General features: G+C 68.4%; 17 protein-coding genes. 3 read left to right on the top strand and 14 right to left on the bottom strand.

The window, feature by feature from the left end:
- Nucleotides 1–96: 96 nt before the first annotated feature.
- Nucleotides 97–735, bottom strand: coding sequence for a YkvA family protein (locus AAFF32_RS13955; protein WP_216966525.1), 639 nt, complete (start codon nt 733–735; stop codon nt 97–99).
- 77 nt (nt 736–812) lie between these two features.
- The gene (locus tag AAFF32_RS13960) at nt 813–1697 is read right to left on the bottom strand and encodes a LytTR family DNA-binding domain-containing protein (protein WP_216966527.1); all 885 of its coding nucleotides are present in this window, start codon (nt 1695–1697) and stop codon (nt 813–815) included.
- Between the two features lie 136 nt (nt 1698–1833).
- Here AAFF32_RS13960 and AAFF32_RS13965 point away from each other — a divergent pair, with 136 nt between their 5' ends.
- Nucleotides 1834–3018: an acyltransferase family protein gene (locus AAFF32_RS13965; RefSeq protein ID WP_216966529.1), complete on the top strand. Its 1185-nt coding sequence runs from the start codon at nt 1834–1836 to the stop codon at nt 3016–3018.
- A 110-nt stretch (nt 3019–3128) separates the two neighbouring features.
- On the opposite strand, the gene AAFF32_RS13970 is transcribed toward AAFF32_RS13965, so the two are convergent.
- From AAFF32_RS13970 to dapB, 8 genes are all read right to left on the bottom strand, one after another.
- The gene (locus AAFF32_RS13970) at nt 3129–3635 is read right to left on the bottom strand and encodes an enoyl-CoA hydratase/isomerase family protein (RefSeq protein ID WP_342315519.1); all 507 of its coding nucleotides are present in this window, start codon (nt 3633–3635) and stop codon (nt 3129–3131) included.
- A 295-nt stretch (nt 3636–3930) separates the two neighbouring features.
- On the bottom strand, nt 3931–5658 hold the full coding sequence (gene recJ, locus AAFF32_RS13975) for a single-stranded-DNA-specific exonuclease RecJ (protein ID WP_342315520.1): 1728 nt from the start codon (nt 5656–5658) through the stop codon (nt 3931–3933).
- Nucleotides 5655–6593: a phosphoglycerate mutase gene (locus tag AAFF32_RS13980; protein ID WP_216966541.1), complete on the bottom strand. Its 939-nt coding sequence runs from the start codon at nt 6591–6593 to the stop codon at nt 5655–5657. The genes recJ and AAFF32_RS13980 overlap by 4 nt, the downstream gene beginning before the upstream one ends.
- 10 nt (nt 6594–6603) lie before the next feature.
- Complete coding sequence (gene greA, locus AAFF32_RS13985; protein WP_216966542.1) at nt 6604–7083, bottom strand: transcription elongation factor GreA; 480 nt, start codon at nt 7081–7083, stop codon at nt 6604–6606.
- A 296-nt stretch (nt 7084–7379) separates the two neighbouring features.
- Nucleotides 7380–10631, bottom strand: a complete 3252-nt coding sequence (carB, locus tag AAFF32_RS13990) for a carbamoyl-phosphate synthase large subunit (RefSeq protein WP_216966543.1) — start codon at nt 10629–10631, stop codon at nt 7380–7382.
- Between the two features lie 8 nt (nt 10632–10639).
- Complete coding sequence (locus AAFF32_RS13995; RefSeq protein WP_216966716.1) at nt 10640–11062, bottom strand: hypothetical protein; 423 nt, start codon at nt 11060–11062, stop codon at nt 10640–10642.
- Nucleotides 11063–11082: 20 nt separating this feature from the next.
- Complete coding sequence (gene carA, locus AAFF32_RS14000) at nt 11083–12222, bottom strand: glutamine-hydrolyzing carbamoyl-phosphate synthase small subunit (protein WP_342315521.1); 1140 nt, start codon at nt 12220–12222, stop codon at nt 11083–11085.
- A gap of 205 nt (nt 12223–12427) precedes the next feature.
- Nucleotides 12428–13150 (bottom strand): 4-hydroxy-tetrahydrodipicolinate reductase, encoded by a 723-nt coding sequence (gene dapB, locus AAFF32_RS14005; protein ID WP_216966548.1) that lies wholly within the window; start codon nt 13148–13150, stop codon nt 12428–12430.
- A gap of 117 nt (nt 13151–13267) precedes the next feature.
- On the opposite strand from dapB, the gene AAFF32_RS14010 reads away from it, so the two are divergent.
- Nucleotides 13268–14032, top strand: a complete 765-nt coding sequence (locus AAFF32_RS14010; protein ID WP_216966552.1) for a glutathione S-transferase N-terminal domain-containing protein — start codon at nt 13268–13270, stop codon at nt 14030–14032.
- Nucleotides 14033–14045: 13 nt separating this feature from the next.
- On the opposite strand, the gene dnaJ is transcribed toward AAFF32_RS14010, so the two are convergent.
- The 4 genes from dnaJ to hrcA form a co-directional block, all read right to left on the bottom strand.
- Nucleotides 14046–15170, bottom strand: coding sequence for a molecular chaperone DnaJ (dnaJ, locus tag AAFF32_RS14015; RefSeq protein WP_216966554.1), 1125 nt, complete (start codon nt 15168–15170; stop codon nt 14046–14048).
- A 122-nt stretch (nt 15171–15292) separates the two neighbouring features.
- Nucleotides 15293–17212 (bottom strand): molecular chaperone DnaK, encoded by a 1920-nt coding sequence (dnaK, locus tag AAFF32_RS14020; RefSeq protein WP_342315522.1) that lies wholly within the window; start codon nt 17210–17212, stop codon nt 15293–15295.
- 121 nt (nt 17213–17333) lie between these two features.
- Nucleotides 17334–17861: a nucleotide exchange factor GrpE gene (grpE, locus tag AAFF32_RS14025; RefSeq protein ID WP_216966558.1), complete on the bottom strand. Its 528-nt coding sequence runs from the start codon at nt 17859–17861 to the stop codon at nt 17334–17336.
- A gap of 167 nt (nt 17862–18028) precedes the next feature.
- Nucleotides 18029–19081 (bottom strand): heat-inducible transcriptional repressor HrcA, encoded by a 1053-nt coding sequence (gene hrcA, locus AAFF32_RS14030; RefSeq protein ID WP_342315523.1) that lies wholly within the window; start codon nt 19079–19081, stop codon nt 18029–18031.
- Between the two features lie 399 nt (nt 19082–19480).
- Between hrcA and recN the strand changes: the two genes are divergently transcribed.
- On the top strand, nt 19481–21148 hold the full coding sequence (gene recN / locus AAFF32_RS14035; protein ID WP_216966562.1) for a DNA repair protein RecN: 1668 nt from the start codon (nt 19481–19483) through the stop codon (nt 21146–21148).
- The last annotated feature ends 209 nt before the right edge of the window (nt 21149–21357 follow it).

Raw genomic sequence — 21357 nt, forward strand, 5'->3', positions numbered from 1 at the left:
AGAGCGCGCAATCCCTCCCCTCCTGCGGGAGAGGGACAGGCCGCCGACGGCGGCGGAACCGCGCGGACGGACGAGGATCGAGCAACGCCGCCGCTTTCAGCGGAACCGGAACGGTCCCGGCCGCCAGCCGCTGTCGGAATAGCGGCTCACCGGGCCGTAGCTGCTGCTGCCGCCGTAGCCGGTTCCGAAGCCGCTGCCGAACCCTCCGCGGAAATCGCGCGAGCGGCGCTGGTGCATGCGGTCCTGCAATTCCTCCCGCCGGTTTTCGAGCCAGTCCGCGCGCCCCACCGTGGCCGGGTCGAGTTTGCGGCGATCGGCTTCGCGCTGGCGGAAGTCGCAGAAGTCGTTGTAGGCCTCGATCTCGTGCTTCAGCTCGCGCGCGCACAGTTCGATCATGATCGCGTCGTCGATGAAGCCCAGCACCGGCACGTTGTCCGGGATCGCGTCGCCGGCGGAGACGAAGTAGGCCAGCGCCGAACGCACGTTCGCCGCGTCGGCTTCCGACAGCGCCCAGGCCTCGTCGCGCAGCATCGCGATCAGTGCATCGAGCATCTCCAGCCGGTCCTTCACGAACTGCGGCGGCTTGCTCTGCTGCGCCTTCATCGCCAGCGCGACGGCGGCCTCCACGACCTGGGCATTGCTCTTGTCCGCGGCTTCCTGCCGGGCACTCTCGACGATGCCGGCAAAGTGCTGCAGGTCCTCGTCGGACAGGTCGATGTTGATGGTCAACGGCATGGCACGGAACTCCTGGGCGGGGCGGAGGCTGTTCAGCCTAGGTGCGCCAATGTTGCCGTCGCGTCAAATCCGCCCGCTCAGGCGAACCCGGCCCGCTCGCGCAGCGCCTCGCGATGGCGCCGGCTGCACGGCAGGACGGTGCCGTCGGCGAGGTGGACGCGGGCATCGCCGGTGTCCAGCGGCTCGATCGAGGCCACCTGCCCCAGGTTCACCATGTAGCTGCGGTGGATCCGGGCGAACCGCGACGGGTCCAGGCGCTCCTCGATGGTCGCCATCGTGCTGCGCAGCGGGTAGTCGTGGCCGCGCACGCGCAGGTTCACGTAGTTGCCCGAGGCCTGCAGCCATTCCACGTCCATCGCGGCGACGAGGAACTCGCGCCCCAGCTTGCGAACCAGGAAGCGTTCGGGCCGCTCGACCGGCTCGACGGGCGGGCCTTCGTCCGGTTCGCCCAGCAGGCTGGCCTCGCCCTGCCAGCGGCGGCGGATGAAGCGGTAGCCCTCGATGATGACGACCATGCCGGCATAGCTGCGCACGTCCTTGAGGTACTCGTAGATCAGCTGGCGCGGCCAGGAACCGAAGTCGTAATCGCCGCCCTGCCAGGCATAGACGGCCTCGCGAATGGCGACCATCCCGACCACGTGGACCAGGCAGAACACCACGCTGCCCAGCACATGCCACGGCAGGGCCCGGCGCCAGCTGTCCCAGTGGAACGGAACCCGCCGGGTGAACCAGACCACCGCCGGCACCAGGGCCAGCATCAGGATCCCGCTCGACCACTCCCAGGTCACCGGCTCCCAGGCGGCGAACCCGAGGCCCGAGTTCTCGATGTCGATCAGCACCGTGATGCTGTTGGCGACCGCGTTGATGCAGGTCATCACGACCCAGAAGCCAACCTCGAACACGCGCCGCCAGCGATCGGAGCGGAAGGGGCCGGCAGTGGTCGTCGCAATGGGCGCATTCATCGTCCGGATTCTAGGCGCGATCGGTCCCTGCCTCCCCGCGATTCGTCCCAAGCGGCCGCCGGTTGGTCACTTTGCGCTGGGAACGGCGCCTGGCGCGGCCAACAGTGCGGGCATCCCACACCAAGGACGCACCGCCATGGAACGCCGCTACTTTCTGGACTGGGTCCGCATCGGCGCCTTCGCGCTGCTCGTGCTGTACCACGTGGGCATGTACTACGTGACCTGGGACTGGCACGTCAAAAGCCCGTTCGCGGGCGACGCGCTCGAGCCGTTCATGATGATGACCTCGCCCTGGCGGCTGTCGCTGCTGTTCTTCATCTCCGGCGTGGCCAGTGCGTACCTGCTGGGCAAGGGCGAAGACGGTTTCCTTCGCCGCCGTTCGTGGCGGCTGCTGGTGCCGCTGGTGTTCGGCATGGTGGTGATCGTCACCCCGCAGGCGTACTACGAGGTGGTGGAGAAGTTGCCCGGCGGCTACCACGATGGCTATCTCGCCTTCTGGGGCCGGTACCTGTCGAACGACCCGACTTTCTGCCGCGATGGCGACTGCCTCGACGTGCCGACCTGGAACCACCTGTGGTTCGTCGTCTACCTGTGGGCCTATACCGTGGTGCTGTGCCTGTTGCGCTGGACGACGCGCGGCAAGCTGTCCGGACTGAAGGCGCGGGTGGTCGCGGCGATGTCCGGCTGGGGTCTTCTGGTCTGGCCGATCGTCTTCCTGGTGGTCGTGCGCGTGGCGCTGGTGGGCCGCTTTGAATCCACCCACGCGCTCGTCGACGACTGGTACAACCACGCCCAGTACCTGCCGCAATTCCTGCTGGGCTACGCGGTGGCGCGATCGCAGACGGTGTGGGATCGCTTCGCTGCGCTGCGGTGGCCGGCCGCCGCGCTTTCCGTCGCCGGTTACGTCTTCATCGTCTGGTACTTCGGCACGTTCAACGACGATGCGACACCGCCGCCGGAAGCGCTGCGCATGGTCCAGCGCTGCATCTGGGGCCTGTTCCAGTGGAGCGCCATCGTCGCCATCGTCGGTTTCGCCGCGCACTGGAAACCCGGCGACAGCCCGGCGCGGCGCTACCTCACCGAGGCCGTGTTTCCGGTCTACATCCTCCACCAGACGATCATCGTCGTGCTCGCCCACAACCTGCAGCCGCTGGGCCTGCGCCCGGTCGTCGAAGGCCCGATGCTGGTGGCCGTCACGCTGGCGCTGTGCTTTGCGGGATTCGAGATCGTGCGACGTGTGGGCGTGCTGCGGCCGTTGTTCGGGCTGGGACCGCGGACGCCACGGCAGGCGACGCGCGAAACTGTCGGTGCGCCTGCCTGACAGCAGGCTCCTGGCGGGCAGAGCATCGGCGAGCGGCGACGCGGACGAGCCCACGCGATTCGACGGTGGCATCCTGGCGACCCGATGGGATGCGATGCATCGTCTGCGACCTAGTCGCCGCCGTGTGTGACACGCGGGCAAGGCCTCACAACGCGCCAACATGCAACGGCGACACGCTCGAGCCCGACGACGCGCGGCAGGCGCTGCGTGCCACCCGCACCCGGCAACAGGCCCAGGTTCACCTCCGGCAAGGCGATCTGCGCGTCGCGCTCCGCCACGCGGTAGTGGCATCCCAGCGCGAGCTCCAGCCCACCGCCCATCGCCACCGAGTGGATCGCGGCGACGACCGGTTTGGGCGAGGATTCGATCGTCCGGATCACCGTATGCAGGCTCGGTTCGCGCTGCGCGTCCGGCGAGTCGAACTCGCGGATGTCGGCGCCGCCGGAAAAGGCGTTGCCCTGCCCATGTATCACGATGGCCTTCACCGCCCCGTCGGCCAGGGCGCGCTGCATGCCGTCGACGATGCCGCGTCGCGTGCGGTATCCCAGTCCGTTGACGGGCGGGTTGTCGAGTGTGATGACCGCGACCTCGTCGCGAGTCTCGTAGTGCGCTGTCATTGCGGGTTCCATGATGCGTCGATAGCGGCGCCGGTGGCACCGCGCGAATGCGGGAACAGCAAGGTGGACTGCTCCGCATCTACCTGCATCGAGTTAAGCAGCTTTTCCGGCGCGAACTCCCCCCCTTAGGAGGGGGCCTGTGACATCGGTTGCCCGAACGACGCCCGGCAAAGACTGTGCCGTCAGGAATAGAGCGAGAGTCGTGTTTCGCTCGCGACGAGAATCGTGCAGTCAGGGCGATCGGCGGCCGACCGCTCGCCGTTCAAGGCGCACGTATCGTCCGCATTCGGATGCCCTACGCAATCCCGTCGACGCTTTCGCGATGGACGACGATCAGTTGCACGGCGTCGCCTCCGCGGTAATCGTCCGTTTCCAGCCGATACGCGATGCGCACGCGCGCGGGCGGCGCAAGTCCGGTCCAGCCGCCGAACTCGATCGCGTTGAGGCGACGCCCTGCGAGGCCGAGTTCGAGTTTCAGATGCCGCTCGCCAACGACCCGCCAACCGATCACATCGAACTCGCCGTCGAACTGAGGCTCGCCGAAACCCTGCCCCCACGGCCCGCCGTCGCGCAGCGCTTCGGCGCTGGCGCGGCAGAATTCGTCGGCCACCAGTTCACCGTCGCTGAGCAGTTCGGCCTGCAGAAGTTCGGGCGTGAGCATGGCCGCGGCGCATTCCCTGAAGGCCTGTGCGAACGCCGCGAACGCCTCCGCGCGCAGCGACAGGCCCGCGGCCATCGCATGCCCACCGAAGCGTTCGATCAGATGCGGATGACGCGCGTGCACGTCGGCCAGCGCGTCGCGGATGTGGAAGCCCGGGATCGAGCGCGCGGAGCCGCGCAGCGAATCGCTGCCCGGCTCGGCCGGCGCGAACGCAATGACGGGACGGTGCAGCCGCTCCTTCATCTTCGAAGCGACCAGGCCGACCACGCCCGGATGCCATTCGGCATCGAACAGGCACACCGCCGCCGGAGCGTCGCCCTCGCCCATCGCCACGCGGCCGAGTGCGCGTTCGGCGTCATCGGTCATCTGCTGCTGCACGGCGCGGCGCTCGCTGTTGATCTCGTTGAGCGTGGCGGCGATGTCGCGCGCCCGCGCGAGGTCGTCGGTGAGCAGGCATTCGATGCCCAGCGCCATGTCTTCCAGGCGCCCGGCCGCATTGAGTCGCGGGCCGACGGCGTAGCCGATGTCGGTGGCGGTCAGACGGCCGGCATCGCGCTGCGACACTTCGATCAGCGCCTTCAATCCCGCGCAGCCGTGACCCGCGCGCAGGCGTCGCAGTCCCGCACCGACGAGCGCGCGGTTGTTCGCATCCAGCGGCACCACGTCGGCGACCGTACCGACAGCGACGAGGTCGAGCAGCACCTGCAGGTCCGGCTCGCGTCCGTCGAACGCACCGCGTTCGCGAAGGTGCCGGCGCAATGCGAGCAGCACGTAGAACATCACGCCGACGCCGGCCAGGCATTTGCTCGGGAATGCGTCGCCGCGCAGGTTCGGATCGACGATGGCATCGGCCGGCGGCAGGTGTTCGCCCGGAAGGTGGTGATCGGTCACCAGCACCTGCCAGCCGCGCGCCTTCGCCGCCGTGATGCCGGCATGGCAGGCGATGCCATGGTCGACGGTGACCAGCAGGTCGGGCTGCAGCGCCGCCAGTTCCTCCACCAGCGCCGGCGACAAGCCATAGCCGTGCACGATGCGATTGGGCACCGCGTGCGAAACGCGCCGCGCGCCGAGCATGCGCAAGCCGCGCACGCCGACCGCGCAGGCAGTGGCGCCGTCGCAGTCGAAATCGCCGACGACTACGATGTGCCTGTCGTGCGCGATGGCGTCGGCAAGCAGGACCGTCGCCGCGTCCAGGCCACCGAGCAGTTCCGGCGGATGCAGGTTCGTCAGGCGCGGCTGCGCGAGCTCGGGCGTGGTCGCGCCGCGCGCGGCGTAGAGGCGGCGCAGCAGCGCGGGCATCGAATCGGGCCACTGCCCCGGGTCGACGCACTCGCGGCGCCGCAGGCGCGCGACCGGCTTCATGCGGCAGACGCGACGAAGGACACCAGCGGGCGACGCCAGAAGCGCCAGCGCTGCGAGCGCGTGATGTCGTAGCGCGTGCCGTCGTCGAATTCGAAGCGAAGCTGCGCAAGCGCGCTGTCGGCGACGGCCTTCAGCAGGGGCGCGAACCATGCGCCCTCGAGCAGGGCGAGATCGCGCGAGTCGCGCAGGTCGATGAGCGTGTTCCCGCTGGCGGCATCGCCATTCCACGACGATGCCCTGGCGGTGACGTGCACGCCGCCGAGTACGGCCAGCGCCGTCAGGGTCTCGTCATCACTGGCGATGCGCGTGTACGTCGACTGCACGCGATCGGGCAGCGCGCCCGCGCCCCAGAACCACAACGAGTTCACCGGCGCCAGCCCGGCCGCTGCGCGCTGCGCGTTGAGCGGATGGTTGTGCAGCACGACCTGCGCTTCGCTGAGCAATGCACGCCAGCGGCGGCCTTCGGGGCCCTGCGGCAACTCATCGAAGAGATCGGCGCCGAGGGCCTGCTCGGGCGAAGTGAACGCAGGCAGCTTCGCGCCCATCGGCAAGCGCAGGTACCAGCGCGATGGAACGGGCGCGTCGATCGGAAAGCCCGCGTCGCCGAACAACGGCTTGAGCGGTTTCAGCAGTGCGGCTGCGTCGGTCGCGGTCAGACCCAGCGCCTGCCCGTAGGACAGCAGGCGTGCGCCGTTGATGTCGGGCTGCACGTAGGCCGGATCCGCACGCAGCCAGGCGGCGTGCGCGGCGTCGCCGGCATCGCGTTGACGCGAGGCGGCCGCGACGGGCCAGCCGCGCGGCAGCACATCGAGAATGTCGGAGAGCGCATCGCCGCCGCGCTCGCTGCGATCGCCGCGCGCCAGCGCCTTGCCGGTGGACTCCGACAGACGCTGGCCGCCAAAGCGCTCGCGCGGCGGCAGCAGCAGCGTGATCACTCTGCCGCTCTCAGCCGGCGGCGTAGCTGACGCCGACGATTTCGTACTCCCGGGTGCCGCCGGGCGCATCGATGGTGATCGTGTCGCCTTCGTGCTTGCCGATCAGCGCACGCGCCACCGGCGAGGAGATCGCGATCAGGCCCAGCTTGATGTCGGCTTCCAGGTCGCCAACGATCTGGTAGCGGCGCTCTTCGTCGGTTTCCGTGTCGGCCAGTTCGACCGTCGCGCCGAACACCACGCGCGAGCCGGCGTTGAGCGAGGACACGTCGATCACCTGCGCGTGCGACAGCTCGGCTTCCAGCTGCTTGATGCGGCCTTCGATGAAGCCCTGCTGTTCGCGGGCGGCGTGGTACTCGGCGTTTTCCTTGAGGTCGCCGTGCGCGCGCGCTTCGGAGATCGCGTTGATCACCGCCGGGCGCTTGACCGACTTCAATTCTTCCAGCTCGGCGCGCAGTCGCTGTGCGCCCTGAAGGGTAAGGGGTGCTCGCATTGCTTGTTCTTCCTGTTGCCGGGCTCGGTTCCCGGCAGTCCGTTATGCGGATTCTCTATCAGATGACGGTCAGGGCGAAAGCCGCATTCGCCCCGAGCCGTCATTCCCGCGAAGGCGGGAACCCAACTGTCCGCGCCATTCCGGCTTCCGCCGGGGGTGACGCCCTCAGGCTTGAATCCCCGCCATCCCGGGGATGCCAGGATCGTAGCCGGGGTGAGCGAAGCGCACCCGGGATCGCCGTCACGCGCCCTGAACCCGGGTGCGCGTCGCTTACCCGGGCTACAAAAGCGCGACGCTTACGCCGCGCCCTGCACTTCCGCGTGCAGTTCCTGCAGCGACCACACCGGGCCGGTGCCGCGGAACTCCAGCGAACTCACCAGCGCACGCGCGCCCGACACGGTGGTCGAGTACGTCACGCGGTGCTGCAATGCTTCGCGGCGGATCGAGAACGAGTCGTTGATGGCCTGGCGGCCTTCGGTCGTGTTGACGATGTAGACGATCTCACCATTCTTGATCAGGTCGACCACGTGCGGACGGCCTTCGGTCACCTTGTTGATGCGCTCGCACTCCAGGCCCTGCGCGGTCAGGAAGGCGTGCGTGCCTTCGGTGGCGACCAGCGCGTAGCCGCGCTTGATCAGGTCCTGCGCCACGGTCAGCACGCGCTGCTTGTCCGGATCGCGCACCGAGACGAACACCTTGCCGCCCTGCGGCAGCGCCTTGATGCCGCCGGCTTCCTGCGCGCGCGCCATCGCGGCGCTGAAGCTGCGGCCCACGCCCATCACTTCGCCGGTGGAACGCATCTCCGGGCCGAGGATCGGGTCCACGCCCTGGAACTTGGCGAACGGGAAGATCGCTTCCTTGACCGAGTAGTAGTCCGGCACGATCTCCTTCGTCGCGCCCTGCGCGGCCAGCGTCTGGCCGACCATGCAGCGCGCGGCGATCTTCGCCAGCGCCATGCCCGTGGCCTTGGACACGAACGGCACCGTGCGCGAGGCGCGCGGGTTCACTTCGATCAGGTAGATGGTCTCGTCGCCGTTCTCGTCGAAGGTGATCGCGAACTGCGTGTTCATCAGGCCCACGACCTTGAGCGACTTGGCCAGCGCGACGACCTGCTCGCGCAGCTTGTCCTGCACCGCCGGGCTCAGCGAGTACGGCGGCAGCGAGCACGAGGAGTCGCCCGAGTGCACGCCGGCTTCCTCGATGTGCTCCATCACGCCGCCGATCAGCACGTTGCCGTCCTTGTCGGCGATGACGTCGACGTCCACTTCCACCGCGTTGTCGAGGAAGCGGTCCAGCAGCACCGGCGAGTCGTTGGACACCTTCACCGCATCGCGCATGTAGCGCTTGAGGTCGGCGTCGCCGTGGACGATTTCCATGGCGCGACCGCCGAGCACGTAGCTCGGGCGCACGACCAGCGGGTAGCCGATCTGCGAGGCGAGCACGACGGCTTCTTCCGGATTGCGCGCGGTGCGGTTGAGCGGCTGCGCCAGGCCCAGGTCCTGCACCAGCTTCTGGAAACGCTCGCGGTCTTCGGCCAGGTCGATGCTGTCGGGCGTGGTGCCGATGATCGGCACGCCGTTGGCTTCCAGCGCGCGCGCCAGCTTCAGCGGCGTCTGGCCGCCGTACTGCACGATCACGCCCTTGGGCTTCTCCAGGTCGGCGATTTCCAGCACGTCTTCCAGCGTGAGCGGCTCGAAGTACAGGCGGTCGGAGGTGTCGTAGTCGGTGGATACGGTTTCCGGGTTGCAGTTGACCATGATGGTCTCGTACCCGTCCTCGCGCAGGGCGAGCGCCGCGTGCACGCAGCAGTAGTCGAACTCGATGCCCTGACCGATGCGGTTGGGGCCGCCGCCGAGCACGATGATCTTGTCGCGGTTGCTCGGATTGGCCTCGCACTCGTCTTCGTACGTCGAGTACATGTACGCGGTGGTGGTGGCGAACTCCGCCGCGCACGAGTCCACGCGCTTGTACACCGGACGCACCCCGAAGGCGCGGCGCAGCGTGCGAACGGCGGTCTCGTCGGTGCCGGTGAGCTGCGCCAGGCGCGCGTCGGAGAAGCCCATGCGCTTGAGCTCGCGCATGCGCGACTTGTCGAGCGCCGACAGGCCGGCTTCGGCGACGGACTTCTCGTTGGCGATGATCTCCTCGATCTGATCGAGGAACCACGGATCGACGAACGACATCGCGTGCACGTCTTCCACGCTCATGCCGGCGCGGAACGCATCGCCGATGTGGAACATGCGCTCCGGACCCGGCTCCTTCAGTTCGCGCTTGAGCTTGGCGATGTCCTCTTCGCTGGACAGGTCCAACCCGGTGGGGTCGAGGCCGACCTTGCCGGTTTCCAGCCCGCGCAGCGCCTTCTGCAGCGATTCCTGGAAGGTGCGGCCCATCGCCATCACCTCGCCCACGGACTTCATCTGCGTGGTCAGGCGCGCGTCGGCCTGCGGGAACTTCTCGAAGGCAAAGCGCGGGATCTTGGTGACGACGTAGTCGATGCTCGGTTCGAACGACGCCGGCGTCAGACCGCCGGTGATCTCGTTCTTCAGCTCATCCAGCGTGTAGCCCACGGCGAGCTTGGCGGCGACCTTGGCGATCGGGAAGCCGGTGGCCTTCGACGCCAGCGCCGAGGAGCGCGACACGCGCGGGTTCATCTCGATGACGACGACGCGGCCGTCGTGGGCGTTGATGCCGAACTGCACGTTCGAGCCGCCGGTGTCCACGCCGATCTTGCGCAGCACGGCGATGGAGGCATCGCGCAGGCGCTGGTATTCCTTGTCGGTGAGCGTCTGCGCCGGGGCGACGGTGATCGAGTCGCCGGTGTGCACGCCCATCGCGTCGAAGTTCTCGATCGAGCACACGATGATGCAGTTGTCCTTGGTGTCGCGGACCACCTCCATCTCGAATTCCTTCCAGCCCAGCACCGATTCCTCGACGAGGATCTCGTGCACGGGCGAGAGCTCGAGGCCGCGCTTGGCGATCTCTTCGAACTCTTCCTTGTTGTAGGCGATGCCGCCGCCCGTACCGCCCAGCGTGAAGGAGGGACGGATGATCGTCGGGTAACCGACCTTGGTCTGAATCTCCACCGCCTGCTCGAACGTGCGCGCGACTTCGGCCTTCGGGCATTCCAGGCCGATCTCGGACATGGCGACGCGGAACAGCTCGCGGTCCTCGGCCATGCGGATGGCGTCGCGCGAGGCGCCGATCAGTTCGACGTTGTACTTCTCGAGCACGCCGTTGTCGGCCAGGTCCAGTGCGCAGTTGAGCGCGGTCTGGCCGCCCATCGTCGGCAGCAGTGCGTCGGGCTTTTCCTTGGCGATGATCTTCTCGACCGTCTGCCAGTTGATCGGCTCGATGTACACGGCGTCGGCCATGTTCGGGTCGGTCATGATCGTGGCCGGGTTGCTGTTGACCAGCACCACGCGATAGCCCTCGTCGCGCAGGGCCTTGCAGGCCTGTGCGCCGGAGTAGTCGAACTCGCAGGCCTGGCCGATCACGATCGGGCCGGCGCCGATGATCAGGACGGTTTTGATGTCGGTGCGCTTGGGCATGGGGGTCCTCAGTAAAGTCGTTCCTGCCACGCGGCGGGCGCGAGCCAGGTGATCTGGTCGGGCGATCGGGCGTCGATCGCACCGTTCTTCACGGCAGCAAGCACGGCCTGCTGCATGGCGTTCCAGCTGTCGGCGGCCGCGCCTATGCGCGCGCCGAGCCGGTTGTTGTGCGCATCCATCGCACGGGCCGCGTTGCCCTGTCCGTCGTCCTCCATCACCGCCGTCACCCAGTCCACGCAACGCGGAGACAGTGTGTAGGCGACGATGGCGCTGGCGAGCGAGTGGCGGTACGCATCGGCCGGGCCGTTGCGACCGCCGGGCAAACCCACGGCGAAGAACTGCGAGTACGTGGCCACCAGCACGAACGCCGGATAGGCGCCCAGCACCACCGCGAGAACGAAAACCTTGCGCCAGTGGCGCTTCCCGCGGATCGGCTTGGTGGCCGTGTCGCTCACTTGGCCTGCTGCATCGAGGCGACGAACCGGTCGAACAGCGGCGCCACGTCGTGCGGGCCCGGGCTGGCTTCCGGATGGCCCTGGAAGCTGAAGGCCGGCGCGTCGGTGAGCTCGATGCCCTGGTTGGTGCCGTCGAACAGCGAACGGTGGATCACGCGCACGTTCGCCGGCAGCGTCGCTTCGTCGACGGCGAAGCCGTGGTTCTGCGAGGTGATCATCACGCGCTTGGTGTCGAGGTCCTGCACCGGATGGTTCGCGCCGTGGTGGCCGTGGCCCATCTTCACCGTCTGCGCGCCGGCGGCCAGCGCCAGCAGCTGGTGGCCCAGGCAGATGCCGAAGGTCGGGATCTTGGCCGCGATGAATTCCTTGATGGCCGCGATGGCGTAGTCGCACGGCGCCGGATCGCCCGGGCCGTTGGACAGGAACACGCCGTCGGGCTTGAGCGCGAAGACCTCCGACGCGGGCGTCTTCGCCGGAACGACCGTGAGCTTGCAGCCGCGCTCGGCCAGCATGCGCAGGATGTTGTGCTTCACGCCGTAGTCGTAGGCGACGACGTGGAACTTCGGATCGGCCTTCACGAACTCGTTGCGGTCCAGGTCGAGCTGACCGTCGCGCCACTCGTAGCGCTCGCGCGTGGTGACTTCCTTCGCCAGGTCCATGCCCTTCAGGCCGGGGAACTTGCGGGCGGCTTCAAGCGCCTTGTCGACGTCGAGGCGCTCTCCAGGAGCCGCGCCGGCCATCAGCGCACCGTTCTGCGCGCCCTTCTCGCGCAGGATGCGCGTGAGCTTGCGGGTGTCGATATCGGCGATGGCGACGATGCCGCGGGCCTTGAGCCACTCCGGCAGCGAGACCTGGCTGCGCCAGTTGCTCGGACGACGCGGGACGTTGCGCACGATCAGGCCGGCAGCCCACGCGCGGGCGGCTTCGTCGTCCTGATCGGTGCAACCGGTATTGCCGATGTGCGGATACGTCAGGGTCACCAGCTGTCGTGCGTACGACGGGTCGGTGAGGATTTCCTGATAGCCGGTGATGGCCGTGTTGAATACGACTTCGCCGACCGAAAGGCCGGGCGCGCCTACGGAAACGCCCTCGAAGAGGGTTCCGTCTTCGAGCGCGAGGATTGCGGGTTGGGTCACGGGGATCGCCTTGGCTGCCGGGGGGTGCTGACCCTTCCCGTCGCGCAGACACCGGCAAAACCGGCTTGCAGCAAAGCGCGGACGCGGTGCGGGACCGGTCCGACGGAAGGGGTTCAGGCGAGCCGGAATTCTAGCGGCCCAAGGCCGGTAACGCCAGCGTCATCTGCGCCGGAAGCGTCAATCTGACGGATTCCGGCAAGCTCGTTCAGGCGAGCAGATCGCGCAGGCGGTAGCGCCCCGGGGCGCGCCCGGCCAGCTTCGCGGCCGCGTGAAGGGCGCCGCGGGCAAAGATGTCGCGGTTGGTGGCGCGGTGGATCAGCTCGATCCGCTCGCCTGGGGCCGTGAACTGCACCAGGTGCTCGCCGACGATGTCGCCGGCCCGCAACGACGCATAGCGCGGATTCGCCCCACCCTGCCCTGCGCTCGCGCCCAGCGCCAGCGCGGTGCCGGAGGGCGCGTCCTTCTTGTGCACGTGGTGCGATTCCACGATGTCGCAGTCCCAGCCCGGCAGCGCCTGCGCGGCCCGTTCGACCAGTTCGCTCAGGATCGCCACGCCCAGGCTGAAGTTCGCCGCCCACAGCAGCGCGATGCGCTGTGACGCGCCATCGAGCGCGGCGCGTTGAGGCTCTTCCAGTCCGGTCGTGCCCGACACGAGCGCCGCGCCACGTTCCTCGCACAGCGCCAGGATCGGATCGAAACCCTGCGGCAGGCTGAAGTCGATGGCGACATCGAACGCGGGCACGCCGTGCAGTTCGGACACGGCGAAATGCGGCACGCCTTCGACCACGCGCTGCGCCGGCTGCGAACGCGATACGGCAGCCACGACCGTCACGTCCTCGCGCTCCGCTGACAGGCGCAGCAACGCCTGGCCCATGCGCCCGGAGGAACCGTGGATGAGGATGCGGACCGGATTCGTCGTCGTGTTCATGCGCGCAGGCTAATCGTCGCGCGCGTGCGCGACAAGCGCGCGGGTGCATGCCGCGTCATCACGCCGTCGCTGGCGTAATGGGCACCTCTTCCTTCACCGTGCATCGACACCGCGCTGATGCCGCACGGCACGCTGCTCATCGGTGAATCCTTTTCGCCCTGGACCCAGAAGGCGCGCTGGGCGCTGGAACGGTGCGGCGTGCCCTTCGACTATCGCGAATACACCCCGACTCTGAGTGAGCCCGGGCTGCGCTGGCGCCTGCGGCAATGGAACGGCCCGGTGTCCGTGCCCGTGCTGATCGTGGGGCGAGACGCGATACGCGGGTCGTGGGACATCGCCCGGCATGCGGCCACGGTGGCGGGCGACGCGCGGCTGGGTGCGTTCGACGCCATCGCGCCCTGGAACGACCTCAGCGAAGCCGCCCTCGCCGAAGCCCGCAGCCGCGTCGTGCGCGGCGTACTGGCGGATCCGGCCGCGCTGGACGAAGCCAGTGCCGCGGTGGTGCCGGCACCGCTGCTTCGCCCGTTGCGGTTCGTGGCGCGCGACGCGACGCGTCGTCTGGATCGGAAGTACCGGCATCTGAGCCGGCAAGGTGCTTTGCGATTCGCGCTCGATCGAACGCGCGCAGGCTTGCACGCGCGTGGCGGCGATTTCCTGCTGGGAACGTTCGGCTACGCCGACATCGCGATGGCCGTGGTGCTCGAAGCCGTCGCGCCGATCGCGCGCACCGAACCGCCGCTCGGCCCGGCCACGCGTCGCTGCTGGAGCGACGCGGTACTGGCGGAAGAATTCAGCGATCTGCTGGCGTGGCGCGATCGCCTGGCGGCATCGCCGGCGACCACGTACTCGCAGTTGATCGGCCGCTCGCTACGAAGCGCATGAGCGGCCCGACGCCTCAGGACGTCATGCGGTCCCAGAAGCCCTTCACACCGTCGAGGAAGGTGGAGGCGCGCGGCGAATGGCGGCGTGCGCCGTCGCCGACGAAGGTGGCCTCGAACTTCTCCAGCAACTCGCGCTGCTCGGTGGTGAGGTTCACCGGCGTTTCCACCACGACGCGGCAGTACAGGTCGCCGGGCTTGCGGCTGCGAACGGACTTCACGCCGCGGTCGCGCAGGCGGAACAGCTTGCCGGTCTGAGTTTCGGCCGGGATGCGCAGTTCGACCTCGCCATCCAGCGTGGGCACGCGGATGTTGTCGCCCAGCGCCGCCTGGGCGATGCGCACGGGCACTTCGCAATGCAGGTCGTCGCCGTCGCGCTGGAAGATCTCGTGTTCGCGCACGCGCACGTCCACGTACAGGTCGCCCGGCGGCGAACCGGCCGGACCGGCCTCGCCTTCACCGCCCAGGCGGATGCGGTCGCCGTTGTCGACGCCGGCGGGAATCTTCACCTGCAGCGTCTTGGTGCGCTCCACGCGGCCCTGGCCGTTGCAGTCCGCGCAAGGGTTGGGAATCGTCTTGCCGCGCCCGCCGCAGTGCGGGCACGCCTGCTGCATCGAGAAGATGCCGCGCTGGAAACGCACCTGGCCACGACCGTGGCAGGTTTCGCAGGTCTCCAGCTTGCCGTCGGCCGAGCCGCTGCCGTCGCAGGTCGCGCACTCGTCGAGCGTGGGGATCTCGATCTGCTTCTCGGTGCCGCCGACGGCTTCTTCCAGCGACAGCTCCATCACGTAACCGATGTCCGCGCCGCGACGCGGGCCGCGCTGGGCGCCGCCACCGAAGATGTTGCCGAAGATGTCGCCGAAGATGTCGCCCATGTCGGCGTAACCGGCACCGCCGCCACCGCCGCCCATGCCGTGCTCGAACGCGGCATGGCCGTGCTGGTCGTAGGCGCGCCGACGGTTGGCGTCGGAGAGCACTTCGTAGGCTTCCTTGCACTCCTTGAACGCGGCTTCCGCGGCGGCGTCGCCGGGATTGCGGTCGGGATGGTGCTTCATCGCGCAGCGGCGATAGGCCTTCTTCAGGTCTTCGTCGCTGGCGTCGCGGGCCACGCCCAGTACTTCGTAATAGTCGCGTTTGCTCATGGAGCCGGGATTCGTGATTCGGGATTCGGGATTCGTAACGGCAAGAGGCTAGACACAGGAAAGGGATTCGGAACCGGACGCATGCTTTCCGAATCCCGAATCCCTATTCCCGAATCCCGGCCTTACTTCTTGTCGTCTTTGACTTCGGTGAACTCGGCGTCGACCACGTCGTCGGACTTGGCGCCGCCCTGCGGACCGGCACCGGCGTCCGGACCGCCCGGCTGGCCGGCCGAAGCCGCGGCGAACAGCGACTGCGCGGCCTCTTCCAGAACCTTCGACTTGGCCTCGATCTGGGCCTTGTCGTCGCCCTTCATCGCCGTCTCCAGCTCGGCGATCGCGCCTTCGGTGCGGCCGATCACGTCGCCCGGCACCTTGTCGCCGTTGTCCTTGATCGCGCTGCGCGCGGTGTGGATCAGCGCGTCGGCGTGGTTGCGGGCCTGGACCAGCTCGTGGAACTTCTGGTCTTCCTCGCGGTGGGTTTCCGCATCGGCGACCATCTTGGCGATCTCGTCCTCGGACAGACCCGAGCCGGCCTTGATCTCGACCTTCTGCTCCTTGTTGGTCTTCTTGTCCTTGGCCGACACGTGCAGGATGCCGTTGGCGTCGATGTCGAAGGACACTTCCACCTGCGGCATGCCGCGCGGCGAGGGCTCGATGCCGGTCAGATCGAAGCGGGCCAGCGACTTGTTGTAGCGGGCCTGCTCGCGCTCACCCTGCAGCACGTGCACGGTCACGGCCGACTGGTTGTCCTCGGCGGTGGAGAACACCTGCGAGGCCTTGGTCGGGATGGTGGTGTTCTTCTCGATGATCTTGGTGAACACGCCGCCCAGCGTTTCGATGCCCAACGACAGCGGGGTCACGTCGAGCAGCAGCACATCCTTGACGTCGCCGGCGAGCACGCCGCCCTGGATCGCGGCGCCCAGCGCCACGGCCTCATCGGGGTTGACGTCCTTGCGCGGTTCCTTGCCGAAGAACTCGGCCACCGCCGTCTGCACCTTCGGCATGCGGGTCTGGCCGCCGACCAGGATCACCTCGCTGATCTCGCTGGCGCGCAGGCCGGCGTCGTTCAGCGCGATGCGGCACGGTTCGATCGTGCGCTTGACCAGGTCATCCACCAGCGCTTCGAGCTTGGCGCGGGTGAGCTTGATGTTCAGGTGCTTCGGGCCCGAGGCGTCGGCCGTCACGTACGGCAGGTTCACTTCGGTCTGCTGCGCGCTGGACAGTTCGATCTTGGCGCGCTCGGCGGCGTCCTTCAGGCGCTGCAGGGCCAGCGGGTCCTTGCGCAGGTCGATGCCTTGGTCCTTCTGGAACTCCTCGACCAAATAGTCGATGACGCGCTTGTCGAAGTCTTCGCCGCCCAGGAACGTGTCGCCGTTGGTCGACAGCACTTCGACCTGCATTTCGCCGTCGACGGAGGCGATCTCGATGATCGACACGTCGAACGTGCCGCCGCCCAGATCGTAGACGGCGATCTTGCGGTCGCCGCCCTTCTTGTCCATGCCGTAGGCCAGCGCGGCCGCGGTGGGCTCGTTGATGATGCGCTTGACGTCCAGGCCGGCAATCTTGCCCGCGTCCTTGGTCGCCTGGCGCTGGCTGTCGTTGAAGTACGCCGGCACGGTGATGACCGCCTCGGTGACGGTCTCGCCCAGGTAGGCTTCGGCGGTCTTCTTCATCTTGGCCAGCACTTCGGCCGAGATCTGCTGCGAGGCCATCATCTTGCCTTCGGCCGTCTCGACCCACGCATCGCCGTTGTCGTGCGAGGTGATCTTGTACGGCACCAGGCCGATGTCCTTCTGCACTTCGGCGTCGGTGAACTTGCGGCCGATGAGGCGCTTGACGGCGAAGAAGGTGTTCTTCGGATTGGTGACGGCCTGGCGCTTGGCGCTGGCGCCGACGAGGACTTCGCCGTCCTTGGTGAAGGCGACGATGGACGGGGTGGTGCGATCGCCCTCGGCGTTCTCGATGACGCGCGCCTTGCCGCCTTCCATGATGGCCACGCACGAATTGGTCGTGCCCAGGTCGATACCGATGATCTTGCCCATGGTGTTGCTCCCTCTCTGATCTTTTGACTGTGCGGCGGCCGGGGCCGCCTGCTTGAAGGTGTGTGCGGCGTCGTTCGCCGATGTGCGTTATCTGGGGGGCTCGCGGCCCTGCTTCAAGGCGTCAGTCGTGCTTGGCCACGACCACCAGCGCCGGGCGCAGGAGGCGTTCGTTCAGCAGCCAGCCCTTCTGGTAGACCTGAACCACGTTGCCCGGCGCGTGGCCGGCGGCCTCCACCATGCTCATCGCCTGGTGCTTGTCCGGGTCGAACGGCTGGCCGACCGGATCGACCATCACCAGGCCGTTGTCGCCGGCCACCTTCAGCAGCTGGCGCAGCGTGAGCTCCATGCCTTCGCGCAGATGCGCGGCGGTATCGGCCTGCACGGCCAGTCCGGCCTCGAGGCTGTCGATCACCGGCAGCAGTTCGCCCAGCAGGCGTTCGTTGGCGAACTTGCGCGCCATGTCGACCTCGCGCGCCATGCGCTTGCGCTGGTTCTCCAGCTCGGCGCGCTCGCGCAGCGTGTCCTCGCGCAGTTGCGCGAGTTCGGCCTGGGCGGCCTCGAGCTGGGCGGCGAGCGAGGCGTCGGCTTCATCGCCGGGGGCCGTGTCGGGGGTCTGATTGGGTTCGCCGGAAGTGGTACTGGCAGTCATGCGGTGCTCCATCCCTGCGCCAAGGGCGCTCAAACAATGCGGAAAACCGCGCTCAAAGGCGCGTCAGGGCAGCAATGGGGCCTGCCTTCGCGCTTTCAAGCCGGCTCAGGGGTAGACGATCAGGACAAGGCGGGCCGGCCAGCGCCGGGGGCGCTCGGGACGGTGGCTCAGGAATCCGGGTGCAGCGCCGCGCCCAGCGCGTCCGCGGCGGCCTGCACCACCGGGATCACGCGCTCGTAGGCCATGCGGGTCGGGCCGATCACGCCCAGCACGCCCAGCACCGTGCCGCTGCCGGCCGCAACATAGGGCGCCGTCACCAGCGACATGCCCTCCAGCGGCGCCAGCCCCGTTTCCTCGCCGATGAAAATGCGAACGCCGGGCGCCTGCACGGTGCGCTCCAGCAGTTGGAGGATCTCGCGCTTGCGGGAGAAGGCTTCGAACAGGTCGCGCAGGCGGTCCAGGTCGGCCAGCTCCTGTACGCCCATCAGCCGGGTCTGGCCGGCCAGCACCATGTCGTCGCCGCCGGGTGCGAGCGCCTGTTCGGCCAGTTCGACCGACTGGGCCAGCAGCACCTGCATCTCGCTCTGCGCGCTGCGCAGCTCGTGGACCAGCGTGGCGCGGATGTCCGCCACCGTGCGTCCGGCGAAATGCGCATTGAGGTAGTTGGCCACGCGCTCCAGCTCGCTTGCATCGAAGGGCCGCCGCGTCAGCACGATGCGGTTCTGCACTTCGTTGTCGGCGAAGACGAGGATGGCCAGCACGCGGGCGCCGTCCAAAGGCACGAAGTCGATGCGGCGGAAGGCGAACTGCTCGCGCCGCGGAACGCTGACCACGCCGACGAAATGGGTCATTGCCGACAGCAGCTCCGACGCACTGCCCAGCAGGGCCTGCGTACCGGAGCCGGTGGGCAGCTCTCCGCGCAGGCGCGCCATTTCGGACTCCGGCAACGGTCGGACCTGCAGCAGCGAATCGACGAAGAGCCGGTAGCCCTGTGGTGTCGGCACCCGCCCTGCCGAGGCGTGCGGCGCACTGAGCAGCCCCGCGTCCTCCAGGTCGGCGAGGATGTTGCGGATCGTCGCCGGGCTCACGTCCAGCCCCGCATGCCGCGCCAGCGTCTGCGAGCCCACCGGCTCACCGCTGCGGATGTAGCGACCGATCAGGGTCCGCAGCAATTGGCGTGCGCGCGGGTCGAGGCTGGGATCGGCGGGTTTGCGGCTCATGTAGGCGATATAGGCCGGCGCCGGCAGCGACGCAAGTCGGGGGCGGGAATCGGGAATTCGGGAATTCGGGAATTCGGGAATTCGGGATTCGGGATTCGGGATTCGGGATTCGGGATTCGGGATTCGGGATTCGGGAAAGCGTCTCCGAAGCCGTCATCCCGGCGAAGGCCGGGACCCAGGCCCGCACCCTCGCAGCCACGAGGTCGTCATCCCCGCGAAGGCGGGGATCCAACTGTCCGATCCATCACACCCTCCGTCGAGCGCGACACGCCGTCGCCGTGATGACGCCTTCGTCGGGCCAGCACAAAGCGGCACCCATCCCGAATCCCACCAATCTCCGCCCCTGAGACGCCCCACCGCTATCAAGCCGCAACCCACACAGGGCACAATCGCGGTCCGATGCTCGTCCACCTTTCCCTCAAGCAATTCGCCGTCGTCAGCGAGGCCGAACTCGGCTTCGGGCCCGGCCTGACCGTCATCTCCGGCGAGACCGGCGCCGGCAAGTCGCTGCTCGTCGATGCGCTGGGCCTGATCTCCGGCCTGCGCGCCGACAGCGGCGTGGTCCGCCACGGCGCCGACCGCGCCGAACTGGTCGCCGAATTCGCCCTCCACGACGTCCCGCTCGCCGCCGCCTGGCTGCGCGAAAACGAACTCGACGAGGACGAGGCCTGCCAGATCCGCCGCGTGATCCGCGCCGATGGCGGTTCGCGCGCCTGGGTCAACGGGCGTCCGGTGACCTTGGGCCAGCTCGGCGAACTGGCCGCGCTGCTGGTGGAGATCCACGGCCAGCACGAACACCAGGCCCTGCTCTCACGCCCCAGCCAGCTCGCCCTGCTCGACGCCTTCGGCCGTACCGACGCCGAGCGCCGCGCGGTCGAAACCGCTGCCGCCCGCTGGAATGCCCTGCTCGCGGAGCGCGATGCGCTGTCCGCCCAGGGCGACGTCTCCGATCGCATCGACTGGCTGGAGCACCAGCACGCCGAACTCGATCGCGAGGAACTCGAACCCGAGTCCATCGCACGTTTGCAGGCCGACCACCGCCGCCATGCGCACGCCGCCGGCCTGATCGCCGCCTGCGACGGCGCGTTCGCCCAACTCGGCGGCGAGGAAGGCCCGTCGCTGTCGCGCAATCTCCAGCATGTGCGCTCGGACCTGCAGCGCGTGGCCGAACACGAACCCCGCCTGTCCGAAGTCGACGCAATGCTCGACGCGGCCGCGATCCAGGTGGACGAGGCGCTGGCGCTGCTGGACCGCGTTCGCAGCGACCTGGACCTGGACCCCTCCGCATTCGAAGCGATCGAACATCGCATCGGCCGCCTGCACGAGCTGGCGCGCAAGCACCGCGTCACGCCCGAACAACTGGCCGCCCAACGCGACGCCATCGCCACCGAGCTCGACGCCCTGCGCGGCGCCGGCGTGCGCCTGGTCAAGCTGGACGGCGAGATCGACGCCGCCCGCCGCGCCTGGCGCGAAGTCGCCGACGTGCTGAGCGCGCGCCGTCGCGACGCCGCCGCGCACCTGGCCGGCAGCACCACCGCCCTGATCGCCGAACTGGGCATGGGCGGCGGACGTTTCGACGTCGTCCTGGAACCGCAGGACGGCGACCGTCCCGATCCGCAGGGCGCCGAGCGCGTGGAATTCATGGTCGCCGCCAACCCCGGCCAGCCAGCCCGCCCGCTGCGCAAGGTGGCCTCGGGCGGCGAACTGTCGCGCATCTCGCTGGCCATCGAAGTGGCCGCGCTGGGCCTGGATACCGTGGCGACGATGGTGTTCGACGAGGTCGACACCGGCATCGGCGGCGCGGTGGCCGAAATCGTCGGCCAGAAGCTGCGTGCGCTGGGCGCGACCCGCCAGGTGCTGTGCGTGACCCATCTGCCGCAGGTGGCCGCACAGGGCCACGCGCACTATCGCGTGAGCAAGGCCGCCAGCGAAGGCGTCACCCAGAGCGCCGTGCAGTCGCTCAACGCCAAGCAGCGCGAGGAAGAACTGGCGCGCATGCTCGGCGGCGTCGAACTCACGCGCGAGGCGCGTGCGGCGGCGAAGCGGTTGCTGGCGGATGTGGTTTGAAGCGGGATTCGGGATTCGGAGCAAGGCTGCGCCATGTTGACTCCGTCATTCCCGCGGAGGCGGGAATCCATGCGTCCGCCACAATTCCGGCCTACTGCGACGTTGACGCACGCGAGCCTGGATCCCCGCCTTCGCGGGGATGACATCCTCAAACGTAGGATTCACTTGCGCACATGAAAAAGCCCGCCGATGGCGGGCTTTTTCATGCG

Origin of the sequence: Lysobacter sp. FW306-1B-D06B, from assembly GCF_038446665.1 — a bacterium.
In the GTDB taxonomy this organism is placed as follows: domain Bacteria; phylum Pseudomonadota; class Gammaproteobacteria; order Xanthomonadales; family Xanthomonadaceae; genus Lysobacter_J.

Bases quoted from the DNA above. Each gene is read 5' to 3' on its own strand.
- AAFF32_RS13955 (WP_216966525.1), bottom strand. From the start codon at position 735: ATGCCGTTGACCATCAACATCGACCTGTCCGACGAGGACCTGCAGCAC.
- AAFF32_RS13960 (WP_216966527.1), bottom strand. From the start codon at position 1,697: ATGAATGCGCCCATTGCGACGACCACTGCCGGCCCCTTCCGCTCCGAT.
- AAFF32_RS13965 (WP_216966529.1), top strand. From the start codon at position 1,834: ATGGAACGCCGCTACTTTCTGGACTGGGTCCGCATCGGCGCCTTCGCG.
- AAFF32_RS13970 (WP_342315519.1), bottom strand. From the start codon at position 3,635: ATGACAGCGCACTACGAGACTCGCGACGAGGTCGCGGTCATCACACTC.
- recJ (WP_342315520.1), bottom strand. From the start codon at position 5,658: ATGAAGCCGGTCGCGCGCCTGCGGCGCCGCGAGTGCGTCGACCCGGGG.
- greA (WP_216966542.1), bottom strand. From the start codon at position 7,083: ATGCGAGCACCCCTTACCCTTCAGGGCGCACAGCGACTGCGCGCCGAG.
- carB (WP_216966543.1), bottom strand. From the start codon at position 10,631: ATGCCCAAGCGCACCGACATCAAAACCGTCCTGATCATCGGCGCCGGC.
- dapB (WP_216966548.1), bottom strand. From the start codon at position 13,150: ATGAACACGACGACGAATCCGGTCCGCATCCTCATCCACGGTTCCTCC.
- AAFF32_RS14010 (WP_216966552.1), top strand. From the start codon at position 13,268: ATGCCGCACGGCACGCTGCTCATCGGTGAATCCTTTTCGCCCTGGACC.
- dnaJ (WP_216966554.1), bottom strand. From the start codon at position 15,170: ATGAGCAAACGCGACTATTACGAAGTACTGGGCGTGGCCCGCGACGCC.
- dnaK (WP_342315522.1), bottom strand. From the start codon at position 17,212: ATGGGCAAGATCATCGGTATCGACCTGGGCACGACCAATTCGTGCGTG.
- grpE (WP_216966558.1), bottom strand. From the start codon at position 17,861: ATGACTGCCAGTACCACTTCCGGCGAACCCAATCAGACCCCCGACACG.
- hrcA (WP_342315523.1), bottom strand. From the start codon at position 19,081: ATGAGCCGCAAACCCGCCGATCCCAGCCTCGACCCGCGCGCACGCCAA.
- recN (WP_216966562.1), top strand. From the start codon at position 19,481: ATGCTCGTCCACCTTTCCCTCAAGCAATTCGCCGTCGTCAGCGAGGCC.